Origin of the sequence: Pelomonas sp. Root1444, from assembly GCF_001426885.1 — a bacterium.
Classification (GTDB): domain Bacteria; phylum Pseudomonadota; class Gammaproteobacteria; order Burkholderiales; family Burkholderiaceae_C; genus Pelomonas.
The window spans coordinates 1027911-1045491 of sequence record NZ_LMFP01000028.1 but is presented as its reverse complement, the minus strand read 5'-3'; the positions used below and the strand labels follow the sequence as shown (position 1 = coordinate 1045491).

Here is a 17581-nt window from a genome sequence, read left to right as displayed (position 1 = left end):
GGCGTACTCCTATGATCGGCAGGGTCCCGCGGGCACCGTGCCTGAATCCCATGAAGGAGACCACATGAAGAAGATCATCCTTGCCGCGACGGCGCTGCTGCTCGCCGGCGCCGCTCAGGCCACCGACGTGGGCGTGTCCGTCCAGGTCGGCCAGCCCGGTTTCTATGGCCGCATCGACATCGGCAACGTCGCGCCGCCGCCCGTCGTGGTGGCGCAGCCGGTCTGGGTGCAGCGTCGGCCCGTGCATGTCGAGCCCGTCTACATGCGCATCCCGCCCGGCCACCAGAAGAACTGGGCCAAGCATTGCGCGAAGTACAACGCCTGCGGCGTGCCGGTCTACTTCGTGCGCGAGGACTGGTACCAGGAGCGCTACAGCGGGCAGGGCGGCGATGGCCATGGCCACGACAAGGGACATGGCAAGGATAAGGACAAGGGCAAGGGGCACGGCAAAGGCAAGGGCCACGACTGACGTGGGGCTTGAGGCCGCGACACAATCGCGGCCATGGCTGAACTCGACACCCGACCCGAAGGTTTCCAGCGCGTCAGCGCCGCGCTCGCGGCGCGCGCCCACCCCCACCGCCCGCTGTGGCTGGACGTGGCGGCCCGCACCGCCCAGGAGGCCGCCGACGCGCTCGGCGTGACGCTGGGCCAGATCGCCAAGTCCGTCGTCTTCCGGCGCAAGGCTGATGACGCGGCCGTGCTCGTCATCACCTCGGGCGACAGGCGCGTCGACGAGGCCAAGCTCAAGCCCCATACCGGCGCCCTGGGCCGCGCCGATGCCGACTTCGTCAAGGCGCGCACGGGCTTCTCCATCGGCGGCGTGTCGCCCGCCGGCTTCGCGCCGGCCGACGGTGCGCCGCCGCCGCAGCTCTTCATCGACCGCGAGCTGTTCCGCTTCGACATCATCTGGGCCGCCGCCGGGCACCCCAACGGCGTGTTCAAGCTGACCCCTGGCGAACTGGAGACGCTCACGGGCGCGCCGGTGATCGACGTCGTGCAGGGCTGACGGCGATGGTGGCGTCTCCGTGCACTAACGTCTGCCAGATGGACAACGCCAGCGGCTGGTGCCGTGGCTGCGCGCGCACGCTGGGCGAGATCGCCGGCTGGGGCGGCGCGCCCGAAGCGGTGCAGCGCCACATCCTCGACCAGTTGCCGCCGCGCCGCATCGAACTGCAGCGCCGCGGCCTCTGGCTCGGCCCCGCATTCGTCACGACCCTTGACCCATGAAGCAGCTGACCTTTTATTTCGACCCCATCTCGCCCTATGCGGCCCTGGCCTTCGAGGCGCTGCCCGAGGCGCTCGCCGGGCACAGCGTGGAGGTGGTCTACCGCCCCATCCTGTTCGCGGCGCTGCTGCAGGCGCTGGGGCAGAAGGGCCCGGCCGAGATCGAAAGCAAGCGGCGCTGGACCTTCCGCCAGGTGGCCTGGCTGGCGCACACGCAAGGCATCGTGCTCGACCCGCCGGCCCAGCATCCCTTCAACCCGCTGCCGCTGCTGCGCCTGGCCTGGGCCTGCGCGGCGCCGCAGGGGCAGCCGGGCGACACGCCGGGACGCTGGGTCGCCGAGCAACTGTTCCATCACGTCTGGCGCGGCGCCGGGGCAGACGCGAACGATGCGGCGCGCCTGGCTGCGCTGACCGAGCGTCTGGCCCCTGCGCAGGACCCGGCCAGCGAGGCCGTCAAGCAGCGGCTGCGCAGCGAAACCGAGGCGGCGCTGGCGCTGGGTGTCTTCGGCGTGCCGACCATCGAGCTCGATGGCCGCCTGTTCTGGGGCCAGGACGCGCTGCCGATGCTGCGTGCGTCGCTGGAGGGTGACCCGTGGTTCCGCAGCGGCGTCTGGGAAGAGGCCGGGCGCCCCCGGCCCGGTGTCTCGCGCAAGCACTGATCCGCGTCAATCCCACCCTCACAAACAGACTCGGGATTTACCCGGCAAGGGCTTCAGTTCCCGCATTGAGAAATGCGAACTGCGGGTTCGTACGGAGTTTGTCAGCCTCGATTCAGACTCGCGTCAGAACACGGTCAGAGGGGCTGTGAATAGTCCGGCCCAAGGACAGCTCCGACGTGGGGTGGTCCGACTAACGGAGACTTTTCATGGCAACTGCGACTTCCACGGCCGCGACGCCGATGACCAAAGAGGAGAAGAAGGTCATCTTCGCCTCCTCGCTGGGCACGGTGTTCGAGTGGTACGACTTCTATCTCTACGGCTCGCTGGCGGCCATCATCGCCAAGCAGTTCTTCGCCGGCCTGGAACCGGGCGCCGCGTTCATCGCGTCGCTGATGGCCTTCGCCGCAGGCTTCATCGTGCGCCCCTTCGGCGCGCTGGTGTTCGGCCGCCTGGGCGACATGATCGGCCGCAAGTACACCTTCCTGGTCACCATCCTGATCATGGGCTTGTCGACCTTCATCGTCGGCATCCTGCCCACCTACGCCACCATCGGCGCTGCAGCCCCGGTCATCCTGATCGGCCTGCGCCTGCTGCAGGGCCTGGCCCTGGGCGGTGAGTACGGCGGCGCGGCCACCTACGTGGCCGAGCACGCGCCGCACGGCAAGCGCGGCGCCTACACCTCGTGGATCCAGACGACCGCGACGCTGGGCCTGTTCCTGTCGCTGATGGTCATCCTCGGCGTGCGCACCTCGCTGGGCGAGAAGGAATTCGGCGAGTGGGGCTGGCGCATTCCGTTCATCGTCTCCATCCTGCTGCTGGGCATCTCGGTGTGGATTCGTTTGAGCATGAACGAATCGCCCGCCTTCCAGAAGATGAAGGCCGAGGGCAAGACCTCCAAGGCGCCGCTGTCCGAGTCCTTCGGCCAGTGGAAGAACCTGAAGATCGTGCTGCTGGCCCTCTTCGGCCTGGTTGCCGGTCAGGGCGTGGTCTGGTACACGGGCCAGTTCTACGCGCTGTTCTTCCTGACCTCGGTCCTCAAGGTCGAAGCCGCCAGCGCCAACATCTGGATCGCGATCGCACTGCTGCTGGGCACGCCGTTCTTCGTCATCTTCGGCACGCTGTCCGACAAGATCGGTCGCAAGCCCATCATCATGGCCGGCCTGCTCCTGGCTGCCGTCACGTACTTCCCGCTGTTCAAGGCGCTGACCGGCGCGGCCAACCCGGACCTGGCCCGCGCGCAGGAAACCTCCAAGGTCACGCTGAGCACCAACATGGCCAACTGCTCCTTCCAGGGCAGCCCGACGGCGCGTGAGGTCGACTTCACCAGCGCCTGCGACATCGCCAAGCGTGCGTTGGCCCAGTCGTCGGCGAGCTCTGAAACGGTCGAGGCACCGGCCGGTTCGCCGACCATCGTGCGCGTCGGCGACAAGGAAATCGCCGTCCCGACCGCCAGCAAGCTGACCGAGCACAAGTTCGACGAAGCGTCCACGAAGGCCATCGCGGCCTTCAAGAAGGAACTGGGCGAGGCGATGAAGGCCGCCGGCTACCCGGCCAAGGCCGACATGGCCAAGGCCAACGTGCCGATGGTCATTGCCATCCTGTTCGTGCTGGTGCTGTACGTGACCATGGTCTACGGCCCGATCGCAGCCATGCTGGTCGAGCTGTTCCCGACCCGCATCCGCTACACCTCGATGAGCCTGCCGTACCACATCGGCAACGGCTGGTTCGGCGGCATGCTGCCCTCCATCACGTTCGCGATGGTGGCCCAGAACGGCAACATCTATCACGGCCTGTGGTACCCGATCGTCATCGCCATGATGACCTTCGTCATCGGCGTGCTGTTCGTGCGCGAGACCAAGGACGTGGACATCTACGCCAAGGACTGAAGCTTTCAACCCGGGTCGCGCGGTAAGCACGCCGCGTGGCCAGGTCGTTGAATCAAGGCCGGCGCAAGCCGGCCTTTTTTCTTGCCCGGGAAGCCTCTGCTTGTCGATTGCAACCGCCCCTGCGACGATGCCGTGGATGCCCAAGTCCAAAGCTTCCCCCGGGTCCGCCGACGGCAGCGCCAGCGAACAGCGGCGGCTGCAGATGGTCGACATCGCGCGCCTGGCCGGCGTGTCCGTCTCCACCGTGTCGCGGGCGCTGAACGGCAGCGAACTCGTCAATGCCGAGACCCGCCAGCGCGTGGCCGAGCTGGCCCGCTCCCTGAACTACTCGATCAACTTCGGCGCGCGCAACCTGCGCCTGCAGGAGAACAAGACGGTCGCCGTCGTCGTGCCGTTCGATGCCAAGTCGCGCCAGCACATCTCCGACCCGTTCTTCCTGTCCATCGTCGGCTCCATCGCCGACGCGCTGACCGACCGCGGCTACGACATGCTGCTCTCGCGCGTCGATGCCGAGCACCTGGACCTGGCCTCGCACTGGTTCGACTCGGGCAAGGCCATCGGCGTCGTGCTGATCGGCCAGTGGCGCCACCACGACCAGCTCAACGAAATGGCCGCGCGCAAGCTGCCGCTGGTGGTGTGGGGCGGCGAGATGCCGCAGCAGCTCTACTGCAGCGTGGGCGGCGACAACGTGCTCGGCGGCACGCTCGCCACGCGCCATCTGCTGCAGATGGGGCGGCGGCGCATTGCCTTCGTCGGCGATGCCCACCTGCCCGAGGTCTGGCTGCGCCGCCAGGGCTATGCCCAGGCGCTGCGCGAGGCCGGCATGCCGGTGGACCCGGCGCTGGAGCTGGCCGCGCCTTTCGAGCCCGGCGTCGCGACCGGCATCGTGCGTGAGTTCTGCGCCGCGCAGCGGGGCTTCGACGGCGTCGTCTGCTGCAGCGACGTGCTGGCCCTGCTGACCATCCAGGCGCTGCGCGGCATCGGGCGCAGCGTGCCGGGCGACGTGGCCGTCATCGGCTACGACGACATGCCGCTGGCCGCCTACTGCGAGCCGCCGCTGACGACGGTGCACCAGCCCGTCGCGGAAGCGGGCGCCGAGCTGGTCGAGGCGCTGCTGGGCCAACTGCGCGGCGAGCGCGCCGGGCCGCGCACGATGCCGGTCCATCTCACGCTGCGCGACAGCGCCCCCGCGACCGCATCCTGAAGGGCGGCTTTCCCGCCGACGGGTCTCCGCTGCGGCGCGAGGGCGTCACTGCCGATCGTTTCCACAAGTTCTCAATTGAACCTGTTTCCTTATGCTCGTCTACGCGTTTCTACTGAATTGCAATCGATTGCAATCGCGACGGCGGCAGCGCAGAATGACGGCATGGAACGGCGGACACCTCGCCGTGTCCGCCCAGCCTCCCAGAAGGCTTCCGAGACCAACAACCAGGAGACACCATGTCCAGCTCCCTCGCCGCGCGCGCCCTGCGCCGTCCTTCGTCCCATCCGCTGGCAGCCGCCATCGCCCTCGCGTTGATGGGTGTGGGCGCGCAGGCTCAGCAAGCCGCCGAGGCGGGCGACGGCCTCAAGCTCGATGCCGTCGTCGTCACCGGCAGCTCCTCGGCCAAGTCCAAGATGCGCTCCAGCGTCGCCATCTCGACCATCGAGAGCGAAGGCGTGGCGGCCGTCACCGCGGCCAGCTCCACCGACCTGCTGCGCGGCGTGCCGGGCATCCGCGCTGAGGCCAGCGGCGGTGAGTCCAACGCCAACGTCGCCGTGCGCGGCATCCCCGTCTCGGCCGGTGGCGCGCGCTACATCCAGTTCCAGGAAGACGGCCTGCCGGTGCTGCAGTTCGGCGACATCGCCTTCGCCACGCCCGACACCTGGATGCGCGCCGACGCCGGCTTCGAGCGCCTGGAGGTGGTGCGCGGCGGCTCGGCCGCGCTGCTGGCCACCGGTGCGCCCGGCGGCATCATCAATTTCATCAGCAAGACCGGCGTGGAGGAGGGCGGCTCCCTCCAGCTGACCAAGGGGCTGGACTTCGACCAGACCCGCGTCGACATCGGCTATGGCGGCCGCCTGGCGCCCAAGACGCGCTTCTTCATCGGCGGCTTCTACCGTGTCGGCGACGGTGGCCGCAAGGGCGCGGACGGCACCGAGAACGGGGGCCAGATCCGCGGCAACGTCACGTTCGAACTGGCGGGCAAGAGCTATGTGCGCTTCAGCTTCAAGCATCTGGACGACCACAGCCCGACCTTCATGCCCACGCCGGTGCGCTATGTGAACGGCGGCATCCAGGAGATTCCCGGCCTGGACCCGCGCCGCACGGCCTTCTACAACGCCGCCTGGCCGCTGGACAACACGCTGACCCACACCAACGGCCGCGCCACCAGCAACGTCCGCGACGGCCTGGCGGCCAAGAGCGATGCCTTCGGCGCGGAGGTGGACCTGGACGCCGGCGGCGGCTTCCGGCTGCAGAACAAGTTCTCGTGGAGCAAGAACTCCGGCCGCTTCATCGGCATCTTCCCGGGCGATGACGTGGCCGCCGCGCCGGCCGGCACGACGATCGCGACCGGTCCCGATGCCGGCACCGCCTACACCGGCAACAAGTTCACTGCCGTGGTCTTCAACACCAAGGTCGACAACGCCGGCCTGATGGCCAATGACCTGAAGTTCTCGCGTGACTTCACGCTCGGCACCGGCGCCAAGCTCAGCGCCGTCGCGGGCCTCTACACCTCGGTGCAGAAGCTGGACCTGACGTGGAACTTCAACCAGTACTCGCTGTCGGCCCAGCAAGACGGTGCGCGCGTGCTGAACGTGCCCGGCGTCGTCAATGGCTCGCCCGGCTTCGGCGGCTGCTGCAGCAACACGCAGGACAGCAAGTACACGACCAACGCGCCGTATCTGGTGCTGAACCTCGAGTCCGGCGCGCTGTCGGCGGACATCGGCGTGCGCCGCGACAACCAGAAGGCCAGCGGCGCCTACTACCAGTCCAACGCAGGGCTCGCCTACGACCTCACCAAGCCCAACGTCATCGATTACGACTTCGGCCGCACGTCCTACTCGCTCGGCGGCAACTACGCGCTCAGCAAGGACTTGTCGCTGTTCGCCCGCTACTCCGACGGCGCCGCCTACAACGCCGACCGCATCACCTTCTTCAACAACCCCGACCTCGTCAACGGCAAGAGCCCGACCATCCCGACCAACAAGGTCAAGCAGGCGGAGATGGGCGTGAAGATCCGCGGCAACGGCATGAGCCTGTTCGCGACGCTCTTCCATGCCAAGACCGACGAGGTCAACGTCGACGTCACGACCCAGCCCATCGTGGCCAAGGCCAACAGCTACCGCAGCAAGGGCCTGGAGCTGGAAGGCTCGGCGCGTATCGGCGTCTTCAACGTGCTCGGCGGCCTGACCTATACCGATGCCAAGCAGGCCGACGGCCGCGCGCCCAAGCGCCAGGCCAAGCTGGTCTACCAGCTCACGCCCACGGCCAACATCGGCGATGCGCTGACGGTGGGCGTCGGCATCGTCGGCACCACCAAGAGCCAGGACGACGGCCCGACCGGCCCGCTGACGATCACGCTGCCCGCCTACACCGTCGTCAACGCGTTCGCGAGCTATGCGATCACCGACCGCGCGACGCTCTCGCTGGCCGCCAATAACCTCTTCAACGAGCTGGCCTACACCGAGAGCAACGACGGCCGCGGCGCTGCGCGCGCCTACACCGGCCGCACCGTCAAAGCTTCGCTGCGCTACAGCTTCTGATGGCACCCATCCTGGTCCTGGGCGAAGCCCTCGTGGATGAGTTCCACGACGGCCACGTCGCCGGCGGCGCGCCCTTCAACGTCGCGCGTTCGCTCGCGGTGCTGGCCGTGCCGGTGCGTTTCGTCAGCCGCATCGGCGCGAAAGACGCGGCCGGCCGCCTGCTGCTGGACAGTGCGGCTCGCTTCGGGCTGGCGGTCGACGGCATCCAGCGCGACGCGGCCCATGCGACCGGCCGCGTCAGCGTGCGTGAAGAGGCCGGCAGCCACCGCTTCGAGATCCATGCCGACGCGGCCTGGGACCACATCGAGGCGTCGGCCGGCCATGACACAGGCATCGTCTACTTCGGCAGCCTCGCGCAGCGCCATGCGGCGTCGCGCGCGGCCATCCGTGCCACCGTCAAGCGGGCGCCGGGGCCGCGGTTCCTCGATCTCAACCTGCGCCCCGGCACCGACACGCCCGAGCTGGCCGCCGAATCGCTGATGCTGGCCGATTGGGTCAAGCTCAACGAGGACGAGCTGGGCAGCCTGCTGGCCTGGTTCGAGCCGACGCTGCCGGCGCTGATGGCGCGTTTTGCGCTGCAGGGCGTGGTGCTGACGCGCGGCGCGGCGGGATGCGCGCTGCACGGCGAACACGGACGGCTGCTGGCCGAGGCGCCGGGCGTTGCACAGCCGGGCTTCGTCGACAGCGTCGGCGCCGGTGATGCCTTCACGGCCATGCTGCTGGGCGGCATGGCGCTGGGCCGTGACCCGGGTGCGACGCTGCGGCTGGCCAACCGCTATGCCGCGATGATCTGCGGCGTGCGCGGGCCACTGCCTGCGGACCCCGCAACGCTGGCGCCGTGGCGCGAGGCGCTGCACGCGCTGCCCGCGGAGGACCGAGCATGAACAAGCCCCACCTGTCCTTCACGCAGGTCGTGAACATGAATGTCGGCTTCCTCGGCATCCAGTTCAGCTTCGGCCTGCAGCAGGCCAACATGAGCCCGATCTACCAGATGCTGGGCGCCGACGGCAAGGACCTGCCCTACCTGTGGCTGGCTGGGCCCATCACCGGCCTGCTGGTGCAACCCCTCATCGGCGCGATGAGCGACCGCACGACGCACCGCTGGGGCCGGCGCACGCCGTACTTCCTTATCGGCGCACTGTTGTGTTCGCTGGGCCTGCTGGCCATGCCGTTCAGCCCGGCGCTGTGGTTCGCCGCCGGCCTGCTGTGGATCCTGGACGCCGCCAACAACGTGACGATGGAGCCTTACCGCGCCTACGTCAGCGACCGGCTGCGGCCGGAGCAGCACGCCAGCGGCTTCCTCACGCAGGCCTCGTTCACGGGCCTGGCGCAGACGCTGGCCTACCTGACGCCCAGCCTGCTCGTCTTCTTCGGCATGAACAAGGACGCGCTGGGCGCCAACGGCATCCCGGTCGTCACGACGCTGGCCTTCGTCATCGGTGCGCTGCTGTCGTTCACGACGGTGTGGTGGTCCATCCGCAAGGTGCCCGAGCTGCCGCTGCCGGCCGAGGAAGTCGCGCGTCTGCGTGCGCTGCCGCATGGGTTCGTTCCGGCTCTCGTCGAGATCTGGGCGGCGCTGCGAGAGATGCCGCCCACGATGCGGCGGCTGTGGTGGATGGCGCTGTGCCAGTGGTACGGAATGATGTGCTACTGGATCTACATCGTGCCCACGCTGGCGGCGACCATGTTCGGCACCGACGACCCGAAGAGCAGCGGCTTCCGCGACGCGGCGCTGCTGAACGGCCAGGTCGGCGGCTTCTACAACGCCGTGGCCTTCGTCGCCGCCTTCGCGATGGTGCCGTTCACGAAGCGGCTCGGCGCCAAGTGGGTCCATGCCTTTGCGCTCGCCTGCGCGGCGGCCGGCATGTGGGCGTTGCCCGGCATCACCGACAAGGCCTGGCTGTTCCTGCCCATGGTCGGCATCGGCCTGGCCTGGGGTTCCATCATGGGCAACCCCTATGTGCTGCTGGCCGGCAGCATTCCGCCCGAGCGCGCCGGCGTCTACATGGGCATCTTCAACATGTTCATCGTCATCCCGATGCTGATTCAGGCGGTCACGCTGCCGCTGTTCTACGACAGCCTGCTGGGCGGCCGGCCCGAGAACGTCATCCGCCTGGCCGGCGTGCTGCTCGCCGTCGCTGCCGTCTGTGTGCTGCGGGTACGACCCGCTCAATCATGAAGAACCAAGTCCAACTCATCACCTATGTCGACCGCCTCGGTGGCCGGCGCGACGGCGCTGACCTCGCGCGGCTCAAGGCCCTGCTCTGCGACCCCGCCTCTCCGCTGGGCGGCGTGTTCGGCGGCGTGCACCTGCTGCCCTTCTTCCACGCCATCGACGGCGCCGATGCCGGCTTCGACCCCATCGATCACACGCAAGTCGACCCGCGCCTGGGCGACTGGCGCGACATCAAGGCGCTGACCGATGGCCTGGACGTGATGGCCGACGTCATCGTCAACCACATGTCCAGCGAATCGCCGCAGTTCCTCGACTACGCCGAGAGGGGCGAGGCGTCGGCCTATGCCGGCTTGTTCCTGACGCTGGACGCCGTGTTCCCGAACGGCGCCACCGAGCGGGACCTGCTGACCGTCTACCGCCCGCGCCCCGGCCTGCCGCTGACCTGCGCCACGCTGAAGTCCGGCGAGCGGCGCATCCTGTGGACCACCTTCACCGCCGCGCAGATCGACATCGCCGTGCGCCACCCGCAGGGCCGCGCCTATCTTGCCGGCATCCTGCGCACCTTCGCCGCCCACGGCATCCGCATGGTGCGGCTGGACGCCGTCGGCTACGCCATCAAGAAGGCCGGCGCCAGCTGCTTCATGATGCCCGAGACCTTCGACTTCATCGCCGAGTTCGCCCAGGAGGCGAGGGCGCTGGGCATCGAGGTGCTGGTCGAGATCCACGCCTATTACCAGCGCCAGATCGAGATCGCGCGCCAGGTCGACTGGGTCTACGACTTCGCGCTGCCACCGCTGGTGCTGCACGCCTTCAACTTCCACACCGCCGCGGCGCTCAAGCGCTGGATCGCCGTGCGCCCGACGAACGCGCTGACCGTGCTCGACACGCATGACGGCATCGGCATCATCGACATCGGCGCCGACGCCAGCGACCGCGCGGCCCACCCCGGCCTCGTGCCGCCCGAGGAGCTGGACGCGCTCGTCGAACGCATCCACGTGGCCAGCGGCGGCGAGAGCCGCAAGGCCACCGGCGCCGCGGCCAGCAACCTCGACCTCTACCAGGTCAACTGCACGTTCTTCGACGCCATGGGCCGCGACGAGACGGCCTACCTGCTGGCGCGCGCCATCCAGTTCTTCCTGCCCGGCGTGCCGCAGGTCTACTACGTCGGCCTGCTGGCGGGCGGCAACGACATGGACTTGCTGGCGCAGACGCAGGTCGGCCGCGACATCAACCGCCACTTCTACGGCGAGGACGAGATCGCCCGCGACTGCGAGCGCCCGGTCGTGCGCCGTCTCATCGAGCTGATCCGGCTGCGCAACCGCCACCCGGCCTTCGGCGGCGACTTCCATGTCGAGCCCAGCGGCACGGACGAGCTGCATTTGCGCTGGCAGCAGGCCAGCGAATGGGCGGCCCTGCACATCAACTTCCGCGACCTTGCCCATGCCTTGAGCTACAGCGGCGAGGGCGGCAGCCGGGAGATCTTCGCCTTCAGTTGAGCGTCAGCCTTGCCCCCCAGAATGCGCCGCAGTTCAAACCTGTGGAGACAGAGCATGTGGAAGTTGATCGTCGGCTTTATCGCCTTTGCCGCGCTGGCGCTGTACGTGCTGACCAAGAGCGGCGGCAACATCGACCTGAGTGGCGAGAAGCACGACGTGGCTGCCGGCGCCCATGAGCCGGCCGCGTCCGCCGCCGTCACGGCCGCTGCCTCTGCGATTGCAGAAGCCGCTTCCGCCCCGGCCTCCGGCGCGTCTCAGTAAGTCGTCGCCGCGTCGCCGCCGACGCGTTGCGGTGCCACCCGTGGCAGGCGCATCAGCATCTGGGTGCCCTGGCCCGGCGTCGAACGCACCTCGATCTGCCCGCCCAGCACGTTCGTCACGATGCTGTGCACGATGTGCATGCCCAGGCCCGAGCCGCCGGTGCCGAGCTTGGTCGTGAAGAAGGGGTCGAAGATGCGGCGCCGCACCGACTCCTCCATGCCGCGGCCGTCGTCGCTGACGCTCAGTTCGGCCTCGGTCTCGTTCAACGGCGCGCAGCGCACCGTCACGCGGCCCCGCTCGGCGCCCTCGAAGCCGTGTAGCAGCGCGTTCATCAGCAGGTTGGTCAGCACCTGGCCCAGCGCGCCGGGGTAGCTGTTCATCGCCAGGCCGTGGCACAGGTCCGTCTCGATGACGAAGGGCGTGTGCTTGAAGCTGGGCTCCACCATCACCAGCACGTCCTCCACGACCTTGCCGAGGTCGAAGTCGCGTCGCAGGTCGGCGGTCTGGTCGATGGCCACCTGCTTGAAGTCGCGCACCAGGTCGGCGGCCTTCTGCACGTTGCGCTGCAGGATGTCCTGGCCGCGGCGCGTGTCGCGGGCCAGTTCCTCCAGCGTGCTGCGGCGCATCGGCACGCTGCCGGCCAGCATGGCCTCCAGCTGCTTGTAGCGGTCCTCCAGCGCCGACACCACGGTCAGTGCATTGCCCAGCGGGGTGTTCAGCTCGTGCGCCACGCCGGCCACCAGCCGGCCCAGCGACGCCAGCTTTTCCGACTCCACCAGCTCGCGTTGCGCCGTCTGCAGCGTCTGCAGCGCCTCGGACAGTTCGGCATTGCTGGCCGTCAGCTCGGCGGTGCGCTGGGCCACGGTCTCTTCGAGGTTGAGGTTGTGCTGGCGCAGCGCCTCGAACGCCGACAGCAGCGCCTGGCGCATGCGCTCCATCGCGACGCCCACGCGTGCGATCTCGTCGGCGCCGCCGACACGCAGCGGCTGCTCCAGCCGTCCGGCCGCCAGCGCCTCGGCCGCGCTGGTCAGCTCGGTCATCGGGCGCAGCACGTAGCGCTGCAGCACCCAGACCATCAGCACCAGCGACAGCGTCAGCGTGAGGCCGCTGCGCCACACGGTGCGCCACACCTCGTCCCGCCGGGCCTGCAGCAGCGGGGCTGCGCTCATGCTGACCGTCAGCTTGGCGATCTCACGGCCGTCGCGCTGGATGGCGCGCGTCTGGCTCAGCGTCAGCGCGGCCTCGCCGGCTTCCTGTTCGCGTTCGTAGGACAGGAAGGGCGCCGACGACGCCGGCTCGACCACCTTGACCGCGACGAAGCGCGGGTCGTCGACCTGGGCGCGCACCATCGGGTCGGCCAGGTCGGGCGACACCTGCCAGACCGGCTCCGCCAGCGACAGCGACATGATCTCGCTCGTGCGGGTCAGGTCGCGTCGAAGGTCTTCCATCGCCGTCTCGCGCGTCCGCTGGCCGTCGTAGAGCAGCACCGCGGTCGTCGGCAGCAGCAGGCCCAGCAGCAGTGCCAGCACGATGGCGAAGGTCAGCGAATTGCGCTGCCAGCCGAACAGGCGTGGCAGCGTCGCGGTGCGGGCGACGGGAGGGGGTGGGGCGGGGCTTTCCGGCATGGGCGTTGCGCGCGGCGCAGCGCGGCGGGCGGCAGCAGTGTAGGTCCGGCAAAGCGGTCTAAATGCGCGTTCGGACGGGGTGACGCCCGGGTTTTTCCTGGGTCGGCGGGGCTGCTGCCGGCGGGGAGCCTGGCCCCACAATCCGCGGCCTGACAAGCGCCCCCCGCGCGCATGGCCTGGAGAAAAACAGTGAAGCGTTGGCTTGGCCTGGCGGCATGGTTCGCCGCATGCATCGGTATGGACGGCGCGCTCGCGCAGGGCGCATTGCGCATCGGCATGGTGGCCGGCTTCTCGGGCCCCGTCGCCAGCGTCGTGCAGGAGAGCGCCGACGGCGCGCGGCTGTACTTCGACTCGGTGAATGCCCAGGGTGGCATCAAGGGCCAGCACATCGAGCTCGTCACGCAGGACGACAAGTACGACAACGCAACGGCCGTGGCGCAGGCCAAGTCCCTCGCCAGCCAGGGCGTGCTGGCACTGATGCTCAGCCGCGGCACCGGCCCCACCGAGGCCATGCTGCCGGTGCTGAAGGACAACAAGCTGCCGCTCATCGCGCCGGCCACCGGCGCCATCGACCTGCACGAGCCGGTGCAACCCTGGGTCTACCACCTGCGTGCCACCTACCAGCGCGAGGCCGAGCGTGCGGTCAAGCACCTGGCCGGCATCGGCGTCAGGCGCATCACCATCGTGCAGGTCAACGACCCGTTCGGCAACGACGCCGGCAAGGGCGCCATCAAGGGCCTGGACGACGTCAAGCTGCGTGCGCTGTCGCATCTGCGCTTCGACCGCAACAAGCCCGACCTGGCGCCCACCATGCAGGCCATCAGCAAGGCGGGCATCGAGGCCGTCGTGCTGATCGGCCCGGGCTACGCCGTCGTCGAAGGCGTCCACGCGCTGCGCGCGGCGGGCTCCACGGCCCATGTCGCGACGCTGTCCAACAACGCCTCGGCCGATTTCGTGAAGGCGCTGGGCGAGCATGCCCGCGGCGTCATCGTCACGCAGCTGTTTCCCTACGAGCGCTCGACTGCCAACCTGATGGTGCGCGAGGCGCTGAGCCTGGCCAAGGCCGCCGGTCGCAACGAGCTGACGCCGGCCCACATCGAAGGCTTCGCCGCGGCCAAGCTGGTCGTCGAGGCGCTCAAGCGCGCCGGCAAGGACATCACGCGCGACAGCTTCGCCAAGGCGCTGGACGGCGCGCGCATCGACCTCGGCGGCCTGCAGGTGCACTACGCCGAGAAGGACCACTCGGGCCTGGAGTACACCGACGTGTCCATCGTCGGTGAGGACGGCAAGTTCAGGCGCTGATCGCGCGATGATGCGGCGTGCTGCGCACTGGCGCAGTCAAGTCGAGGAGTCGTTATGGATCTGGGATTGAAGGGCCGCTGGGCGCTGGTCTGCGCGGCGAGCAAGGGTCTGGGGCGCGGCTGCGCCGACGCGCTGGTGGGCGAGGGCGTCAACGTGGTCATCACGGCGCGCGGCGAGGCCGACCTGCTTGCCACGGCCGATGCGCTGCGGGCGCTGAACCCGGCGGTCGAGGTGCGCAGCGTGGCCGGCGACATCGCCACACCCGAGGGCCGTGCTGCCGCGCTGGCCGCCTGCCCGCAGGTCGACATCCTCGTCAACAACGCCGGCGGCCCCCCGCCCGGCGACTTCCGTGACTGGGAGCGCGAGCAGTGGATCGCGGCATTGGACGCCAACATGCTCGCGCCCATCGCGCTGATCAAGGCCACGGTCGATGCGATGGCCGCGCGCCGCTTTGGCCGCATCGTCAACATCACCTCCGGTGCGGTGAAGGCGCCTATCGATGTGCTGGGCCTGTCCAACGGCGCGCGCTCCGGGTTGACCGGCTTCGTCGCCGGCCTGGCCCGGCAGCCGCGGCTGGCTGGCGCCAACGTGACCATCAACAACCTGCTGCCCGGCGCCTTCGACACCGACCGCCTGAAGAAGACGATGGTCGCGGGTGCGGCCAAGTCCGGCGCCAGCGTGGAAGAGATCGCCGCCAAGCGCCGCGCGGCCATCCCCGCGCAACGCTTCGGCACGGCGGCGGAGTTCGGCGCACTCTGCGCGATGCTGTGCAGCGCCCAGGCCGGCTACCTGACCGGCCAGAGCATCCTGCTCGACGGCGGCAGCTACCCGGGGACGTTCTGATGGCCTGGCTGAAGCGCATCGCTGCGGGTCTGTTGCTGCTGGTGCTGCTGATCGCGCTGGCGCTCTGGCTGGCGTTGCGCGGCAGCTTGGCGCAGCTGGACGGGGAGCGTGCCGTGGCGTCGCTGAGCGCCCCGGCCGACTTGCAGCGCGACGCGCGCGGCTACCTGACCGTCGCGGCCGAGAACCGCCTCGACGCCGCGCAGGCGCTGGGCTTCGTGCATGCGCAGGAGCGCTTCTTCCAGATGGACCTGATGCGCCGCAACGCAGCGGGCGAGCTGTCGGCGCTGGTCGGCGCCAAGGCCTTGCCGCTGGACAAGCAGCGCCGCGTGCATCGCTTCCGCCATCGCGCCGAGGCCGGCGTCGGCATGCTGCCGGCCGACCAGCGCGCGCTGCTGGACGCCTATGTGAGCGGCGTCAACGCCGGCCTGGCGGCACTGTCCAGCCGCCCGCCCGAGTACCTGTTGCTGCGCCAGCAGCCCAAGCCCTGGGTCGCGGCCGACACGGTCCTGGTCGCCTACGGCATGTACCTGGACCTGCAGGGCGCGCAGGGGCGTGATGACATCGCCATGGGCCTGCTGCACGAGAGCGTGCCGGCCGACTGGTACGCCTTCCTCACCCAGCACAGCGCCGACTGGCAGGCCGCGCTGGATGACAGCCGCATGAGCACCGTGCCCGTGCCGCCCAGCCCGCTGCCAGGGGCCTTGCGCGCGACCCAGACGGCCTGCAGCGACTGCAGCCTCCAGGACGCCCGCGACATCGGCAGCAACAACTTCGCCGTGGCGGCTGCGCATGGCAGCGAGGGCCGTGCCATCGTGGCCGATGACATGCACCTCGGCCTGCGCTCGCCGGGCACCTGGTTCAAGGCGCGCCTGAAGTGGAAGGACGCCGCCGGCCCGCACGACATCGCCGGCGTGACGCTGCCCGGCGCGCCACTGCTGGTCGTTGGCAGCAACGGCCATGTGGCATGGGGCTTCACCAACACCACGTCGGACTGGGCCGATGTCGTCACGTTGAAGCTCAACGCGGCCGGCACCCACTACCTGGCGGGCGGCGCCGAGAGGCCGCTGAAGCGCAGCGTCGAGCGCATCGAGGTGGCGGGCGAGGCGGCCGTCGACCACGAGGTGCTCGAAAGCGAATGGGGCCCGGTCATGGCGCAGAAGGCGCCAGCGGGGCATGCCCATGTGCTGCGCTGGGTGGCGCACGACCCCGAAGGCATGAACCTGCGCCTGATGCACATGGAGACGGCCACGCGCATCGACGCGGCCGTGGAGACCGCTGCCGGTGCCGGCATGCCGGCGCAGAACCTGGTCGTGGGCGACAGTACGGGCCGCATCGCCTGGACCGTCTGCGGCGCCATCCCCAGGCGCGTCGGCGGCGAGGACATCGACCGCCCGCAGGACTGGAGCGACGGGCGACCACGCTGGCAGGGCTATCTGGCGCCGGCCGAGCAGCCCCGGCTGGTCGACCCCGCCGATGGGCGGCTCTGGACGGCCAACGCGCGCATGGTCGGCGGCGAGGCGATGAAGGTCGTGGGCAACGGCGGCTGGGACCTGGGCGCCCGCGGCATGCAGATCCGCGACGGCCTGCGTGCGCATGAGCGCTTCGACGAAGCCGGCCTGCATGCCATCCAGCTCGACCACCGCGCGCTCATGCTGCGACGCTGGCGCCAACTGCTGCTGGAAAAGGTGCTGACGCCCGAGTTCGTCGCCGCGAACGGCCTGGCGGACTACAGGGCCGAGGTCGACAGGAGTGCCGGGGCCGCCCGGCCCGATGCGGTGGGCTATCTGCTGGTGCGCACCTTCCGCGAACAGGTGCTCAAGCAAATCTTCGCGCCGCTCGCCGGCCTGCTCGAGGCCCAGGGCCTGAAGCTGCGCGACCTGAAGATGGCGCCCGAGACGCCCGGCTGGGCGCTCATCCAGGCGGCTCGCACGGACACCCTGCCCGCGACCCACAAGAGCTGGCCCGAACTGCTGCAGCGCGCCGTGCTGGACAGCCGCAAGGAACTGCTCGACAAGCACGGCAGCCTCGCCGCCGCGACCTGGGGCGCCGACAACGGCACCAGCATGCGCCACCCCTTGAGCGCCGCCGTGCCTCTGCTGGCCGGCTGGCTGGACCAGGCCTCGCAAGGCATGGCCGGCGACAGCCACATGCCGCGCGTGCACAACCACGGCCACGGCCAGAGCCAGCGCATGGTCGTCGCCCCCGGCCACGAGGAGCGCGGCATCCTCGTCATCCCTGGCGGCCAGAGCGGCCACCCGATGTCGCCCTTCTACCGCAGCGACCACGCCGCCTGGCTGGCCGGCGAGGCGCTGCCCTTCCTGCCTGCCGAGACCCGGCACCGCCTGGTGCTGCGACCCTGATA

General features: G+C 69.6%; 15 protein-coding genes. 14 read left to right on the top strand and 1 reads right to left on the bottom strand.

The window, feature by feature from the left end; all coding sequences use genetic code 11:
* The first annotated feature begins 64 nt into the window (after positions 1-64).
* The 11 genes from ASD35_RS22445 to ASD35_RS22395 all read left to right on the top strand — a co-directional run bounded on the left by ASD35_RS22445 (position 65) and on the right by ASD35_RS22395 (position 11449).
* On the top strand, positions 65-469 hold the full coding sequence (locus tag ASD35_RS22445; RefSeq protein WP_056877136.1) for a hypothetical protein: 405 nt from the start codon (positions 65-67) through the stop codon (positions 467-469).
* Between the two features lie 33 nt (positions 470-502).
* A complete protein-coding gene (locus tag ASD35_RS22440) occupies positions 503-1006 on the top strand; it encodes a YbaK/EbsC family protein (protein WP_056877135.1) in 504 nt (167 codons plus the stop codon).
* Positions 1007-1011: 5 nt separating this feature from the next.
* Positions 1012-1227, top strand: coding sequence for a DUF1289 domain-containing protein (locus ASD35_RS22435; RefSeq protein ID WP_056877134.1), 216 nt, complete (start codon positions 1012-1014; stop codon positions 1225-1227).
* Complete coding sequence (locus ASD35_RS22430; RefSeq protein ID WP_056877133.1) at positions 1224-1883, top strand: 2-hydroxychromene-2-carboxylate isomerase; 660 nt, start codon at positions 1224-1226, stop codon at positions 1881-1883. The genes ASD35_RS22435 and ASD35_RS22430 overlap by 4 nt, the downstream gene beginning before the upstream one ends.
* Before the next feature lie 206 nt (positions 1884-2089).
* On the top strand, positions 2090-3769 hold the full coding sequence (locus tag ASD35_RS22425; protein ID WP_056877132.1) for an MFS transporter: 1680 nt from the start codon (positions 2090-2092) through the stop codon (positions 3767-3769).
* 136 nt (positions 3770-3905) lie between these two features.
* Complete coding sequence (locus ASD35_RS22420; RefSeq protein ID WP_056877131.1) at positions 3906-4973, top strand: LacI family DNA-binding transcriptional regulator; 1068 nt, start codon at positions 3906-3908, stop codon at positions 4971-4973.
* Positions 4974-5209: 236 nt separating this feature from the next.
* Positions 5210-7516 (top strand): TonB-dependent siderophore receptor, encoded by a 2307-nt coding sequence (locus tag ASD35_RS22415; RefSeq protein ID WP_056877130.1) that lies wholly within the window; start codon positions 5210-5212, stop codon positions 7514-7516.
* Complete coding sequence (locus ASD35_RS22410) at positions 7516-8400, top strand: PfkB family carbohydrate kinase (protein ID WP_056877129.1); 885 nt, start codon at positions 7516-7518, stop codon at positions 8398-8400. The genes ASD35_RS22415 and ASD35_RS22410 overlap by 1 nt, the downstream gene beginning before the upstream one ends.
* On the top strand, positions 8397-9695 hold the full coding sequence (locus ASD35_RS22405; protein WP_056877128.1) for an MFS transporter: 1299 nt from the start codon (positions 8397-8399) through the stop codon (positions 9693-9695). The genes ASD35_RS22410 and ASD35_RS22405 overlap by 4 nt, the downstream gene beginning before the upstream one ends.
* Positions 9692-11188 (top strand): sucrose phosphorylase, encoded by a 1497-nt coding sequence (gene gtfA, locus ASD35_RS22400; protein ID WP_056877127.1) that lies wholly within the window; start codon positions 9692-9694, stop codon positions 11186-11188. The genes ASD35_RS22405 and gtfA overlap by 4 nt, the downstream gene beginning before the upstream one ends.
* A 54-nt stretch (positions 11189-11242) precedes the next feature.
* On the top strand, positions 11243-11449 hold the full coding sequence (locus tag ASD35_RS22395) for a hypothetical protein (RefSeq protein ID WP_056877126.1): 207 nt from the start codon (positions 11243-11245) through the stop codon (positions 11447-11449).
* On the opposite strand, the gene ASD35_RS22390 is transcribed toward ASD35_RS22395, so the two are convergent.
* The gene (locus tag ASD35_RS22390) at positions 11443-13074 is read right to left on the bottom strand and encodes a sensor histidine kinase (protein WP_056877125.1); all 1632 of its coding nucleotides are present in this window, start codon (positions 13072-13074) and stop codon (positions 11443-11445) included. The genes ASD35_RS22395 and ASD35_RS22390 overlap by 7 nt on opposite strands.
* A gap of 189 nt (positions 13075-13263) precedes the next feature.
* Here ASD35_RS22390 and ASD35_RS22385 point away from each other — a divergent pair, with 189 nt between their 5' ends.
* From ASD35_RS22385 to ASD35_RS22375, 3 genes are read left to right on the top strand one after another with little or no spacing between them, the layout of a single operon-like run.
* Entirely contained in the window at positions 13264-14376 is a 1113-nt protein-coding gene (locus ASD35_RS22385; protein ID WP_235538427.1) for an ABC transporter substrate-binding protein, read from the top strand.
* 54 nt (positions 14377-14430) lie between these two features.
* The gene (locus tag ASD35_RS22380) at positions 14431-15219 is read left to right on the top strand and encodes an SDR family oxidoreductase (RefSeq protein WP_056877123.1); all 789 of its coding nucleotides are present in this window, start codon (positions 14431-14433) and stop codon (positions 15217-15219) included.
* Positions 15219-17579 carry a penicillin acylase family protein gene (locus ASD35_RS22375; RefSeq protein ID WP_056877122.1) on the top strand — a complete coding sequence of 787 codons (2361 nt, stop codon included), beginning with the start codon at positions 15219-15221 and terminating at the stop codon, positions 17577-17579. Before ASD35_RS22380 ends, ASD35_RS22375 begins: the two co-directional genes overlap by 1 nt.
* Positions 17580-17581 lie beyond the last annotated feature (2 nt).

What these genes read in the sequence shown, in the direction of transcription:
- gtfA (WP_056877127.1), top strand. Translation starts at nt 9,692, where the DNA reads ATGAAGAACCAAGTCCAACTCATCACCTATGTCGACCGCCTCGGTGGC.
- ASD35_RS22425 (WP_056877132.1), top strand. Translation starts at nt 2,090, where the DNA reads ATGGCAACTGCGACTTCCACGGCCGCGACGCCGATGACCAAAGAGGAG.
- ASD35_RS22445 (WP_056877136.1), top strand. Translation starts at nt 65, where the DNA reads ATGAAGAAGATCATCCTTGCCGCGACGGCGCTGCTGCTCGCCGGCGCC.
- ASD35_RS22405 (WP_056877128.1), top strand. Translation starts at nt 8,397, where the DNA reads ATGAACAAGCCCCACCTGTCCTTCACGCAGGTCGTGAACATGAATGTC.
- ASD35_RS22380 (WP_056877123.1), top strand. Translation starts at nt 14,431, where the DNA reads ATGGATCTGGGATTGAAGGGCCGCTGGGCGCTGGTCTGCGCGGCGAGC.
- ASD35_RS22395 (WP_056877126.1), top strand. Translation starts at nt 11,243, where the DNA reads ATGTGGAAGTTGATCGTCGGCTTTATCGCCTTTGCCGCGCTGGCGCTG.
- ASD35_RS22410 (WP_056877129.1), top strand. Translation starts at nt 7,516, where the DNA reads ATGGCACCCATCCTGGTCCTGGGCGAAGCCCTCGTGGATGAGTTCCAC.
- ASD35_RS22415 (WP_056877130.1), top strand. Translation starts at nt 5,210, where the DNA reads ATGTCCAGCTCCCTCGCCGCGCGCGCCCTGCGCCGTCCTTCGTCCCAT.
- ASD35_RS22420 (WP_056877131.1), top strand. Translation starts at nt 3,906, where the DNA reads ATGCCCAAGTCCAAAGCTTCCCCCGGGTCCGCCGACGGCAGCGCCAGC.
- ASD35_RS22435 (WP_056877134.1), top strand. Translation starts at nt 1,012, where the DNA reads ATGGTGGCGTCTCCGTGCACTAACGTCTGCCAGATGGACAACGCCAGC.
- ASD35_RS22390 (WP_056877125.1), bottom strand. Translation starts at nt 13,074, where the DNA reads ATGCCGGAAAGCCCCGCCCCACCCCCTCCCGTCGCCCGCACCGCGACG.
- ASD35_RS22430 (WP_056877133.1), top strand. Translation starts at nt 1,224, where the DNA reads ATGAAGCAGCTGACCTTTTATTTCGACCCCATCTCGCCCTATGCGGCC.
- ASD35_RS22375 (WP_056877122.1), top strand. Translation starts at nt 15,219, where the DNA reads ATGGCCTGGCTGAAGCGCATCGCTGCGGGTCTGTTGCTGCTGGTGCTG.
- ASD35_RS22440 (WP_056877135.1), top strand. Translation starts at nt 503, where the DNA reads ATGGCTGAACTCGACACCCGACCCGAAGGTTTCCAGCGCGTCAGCGCC.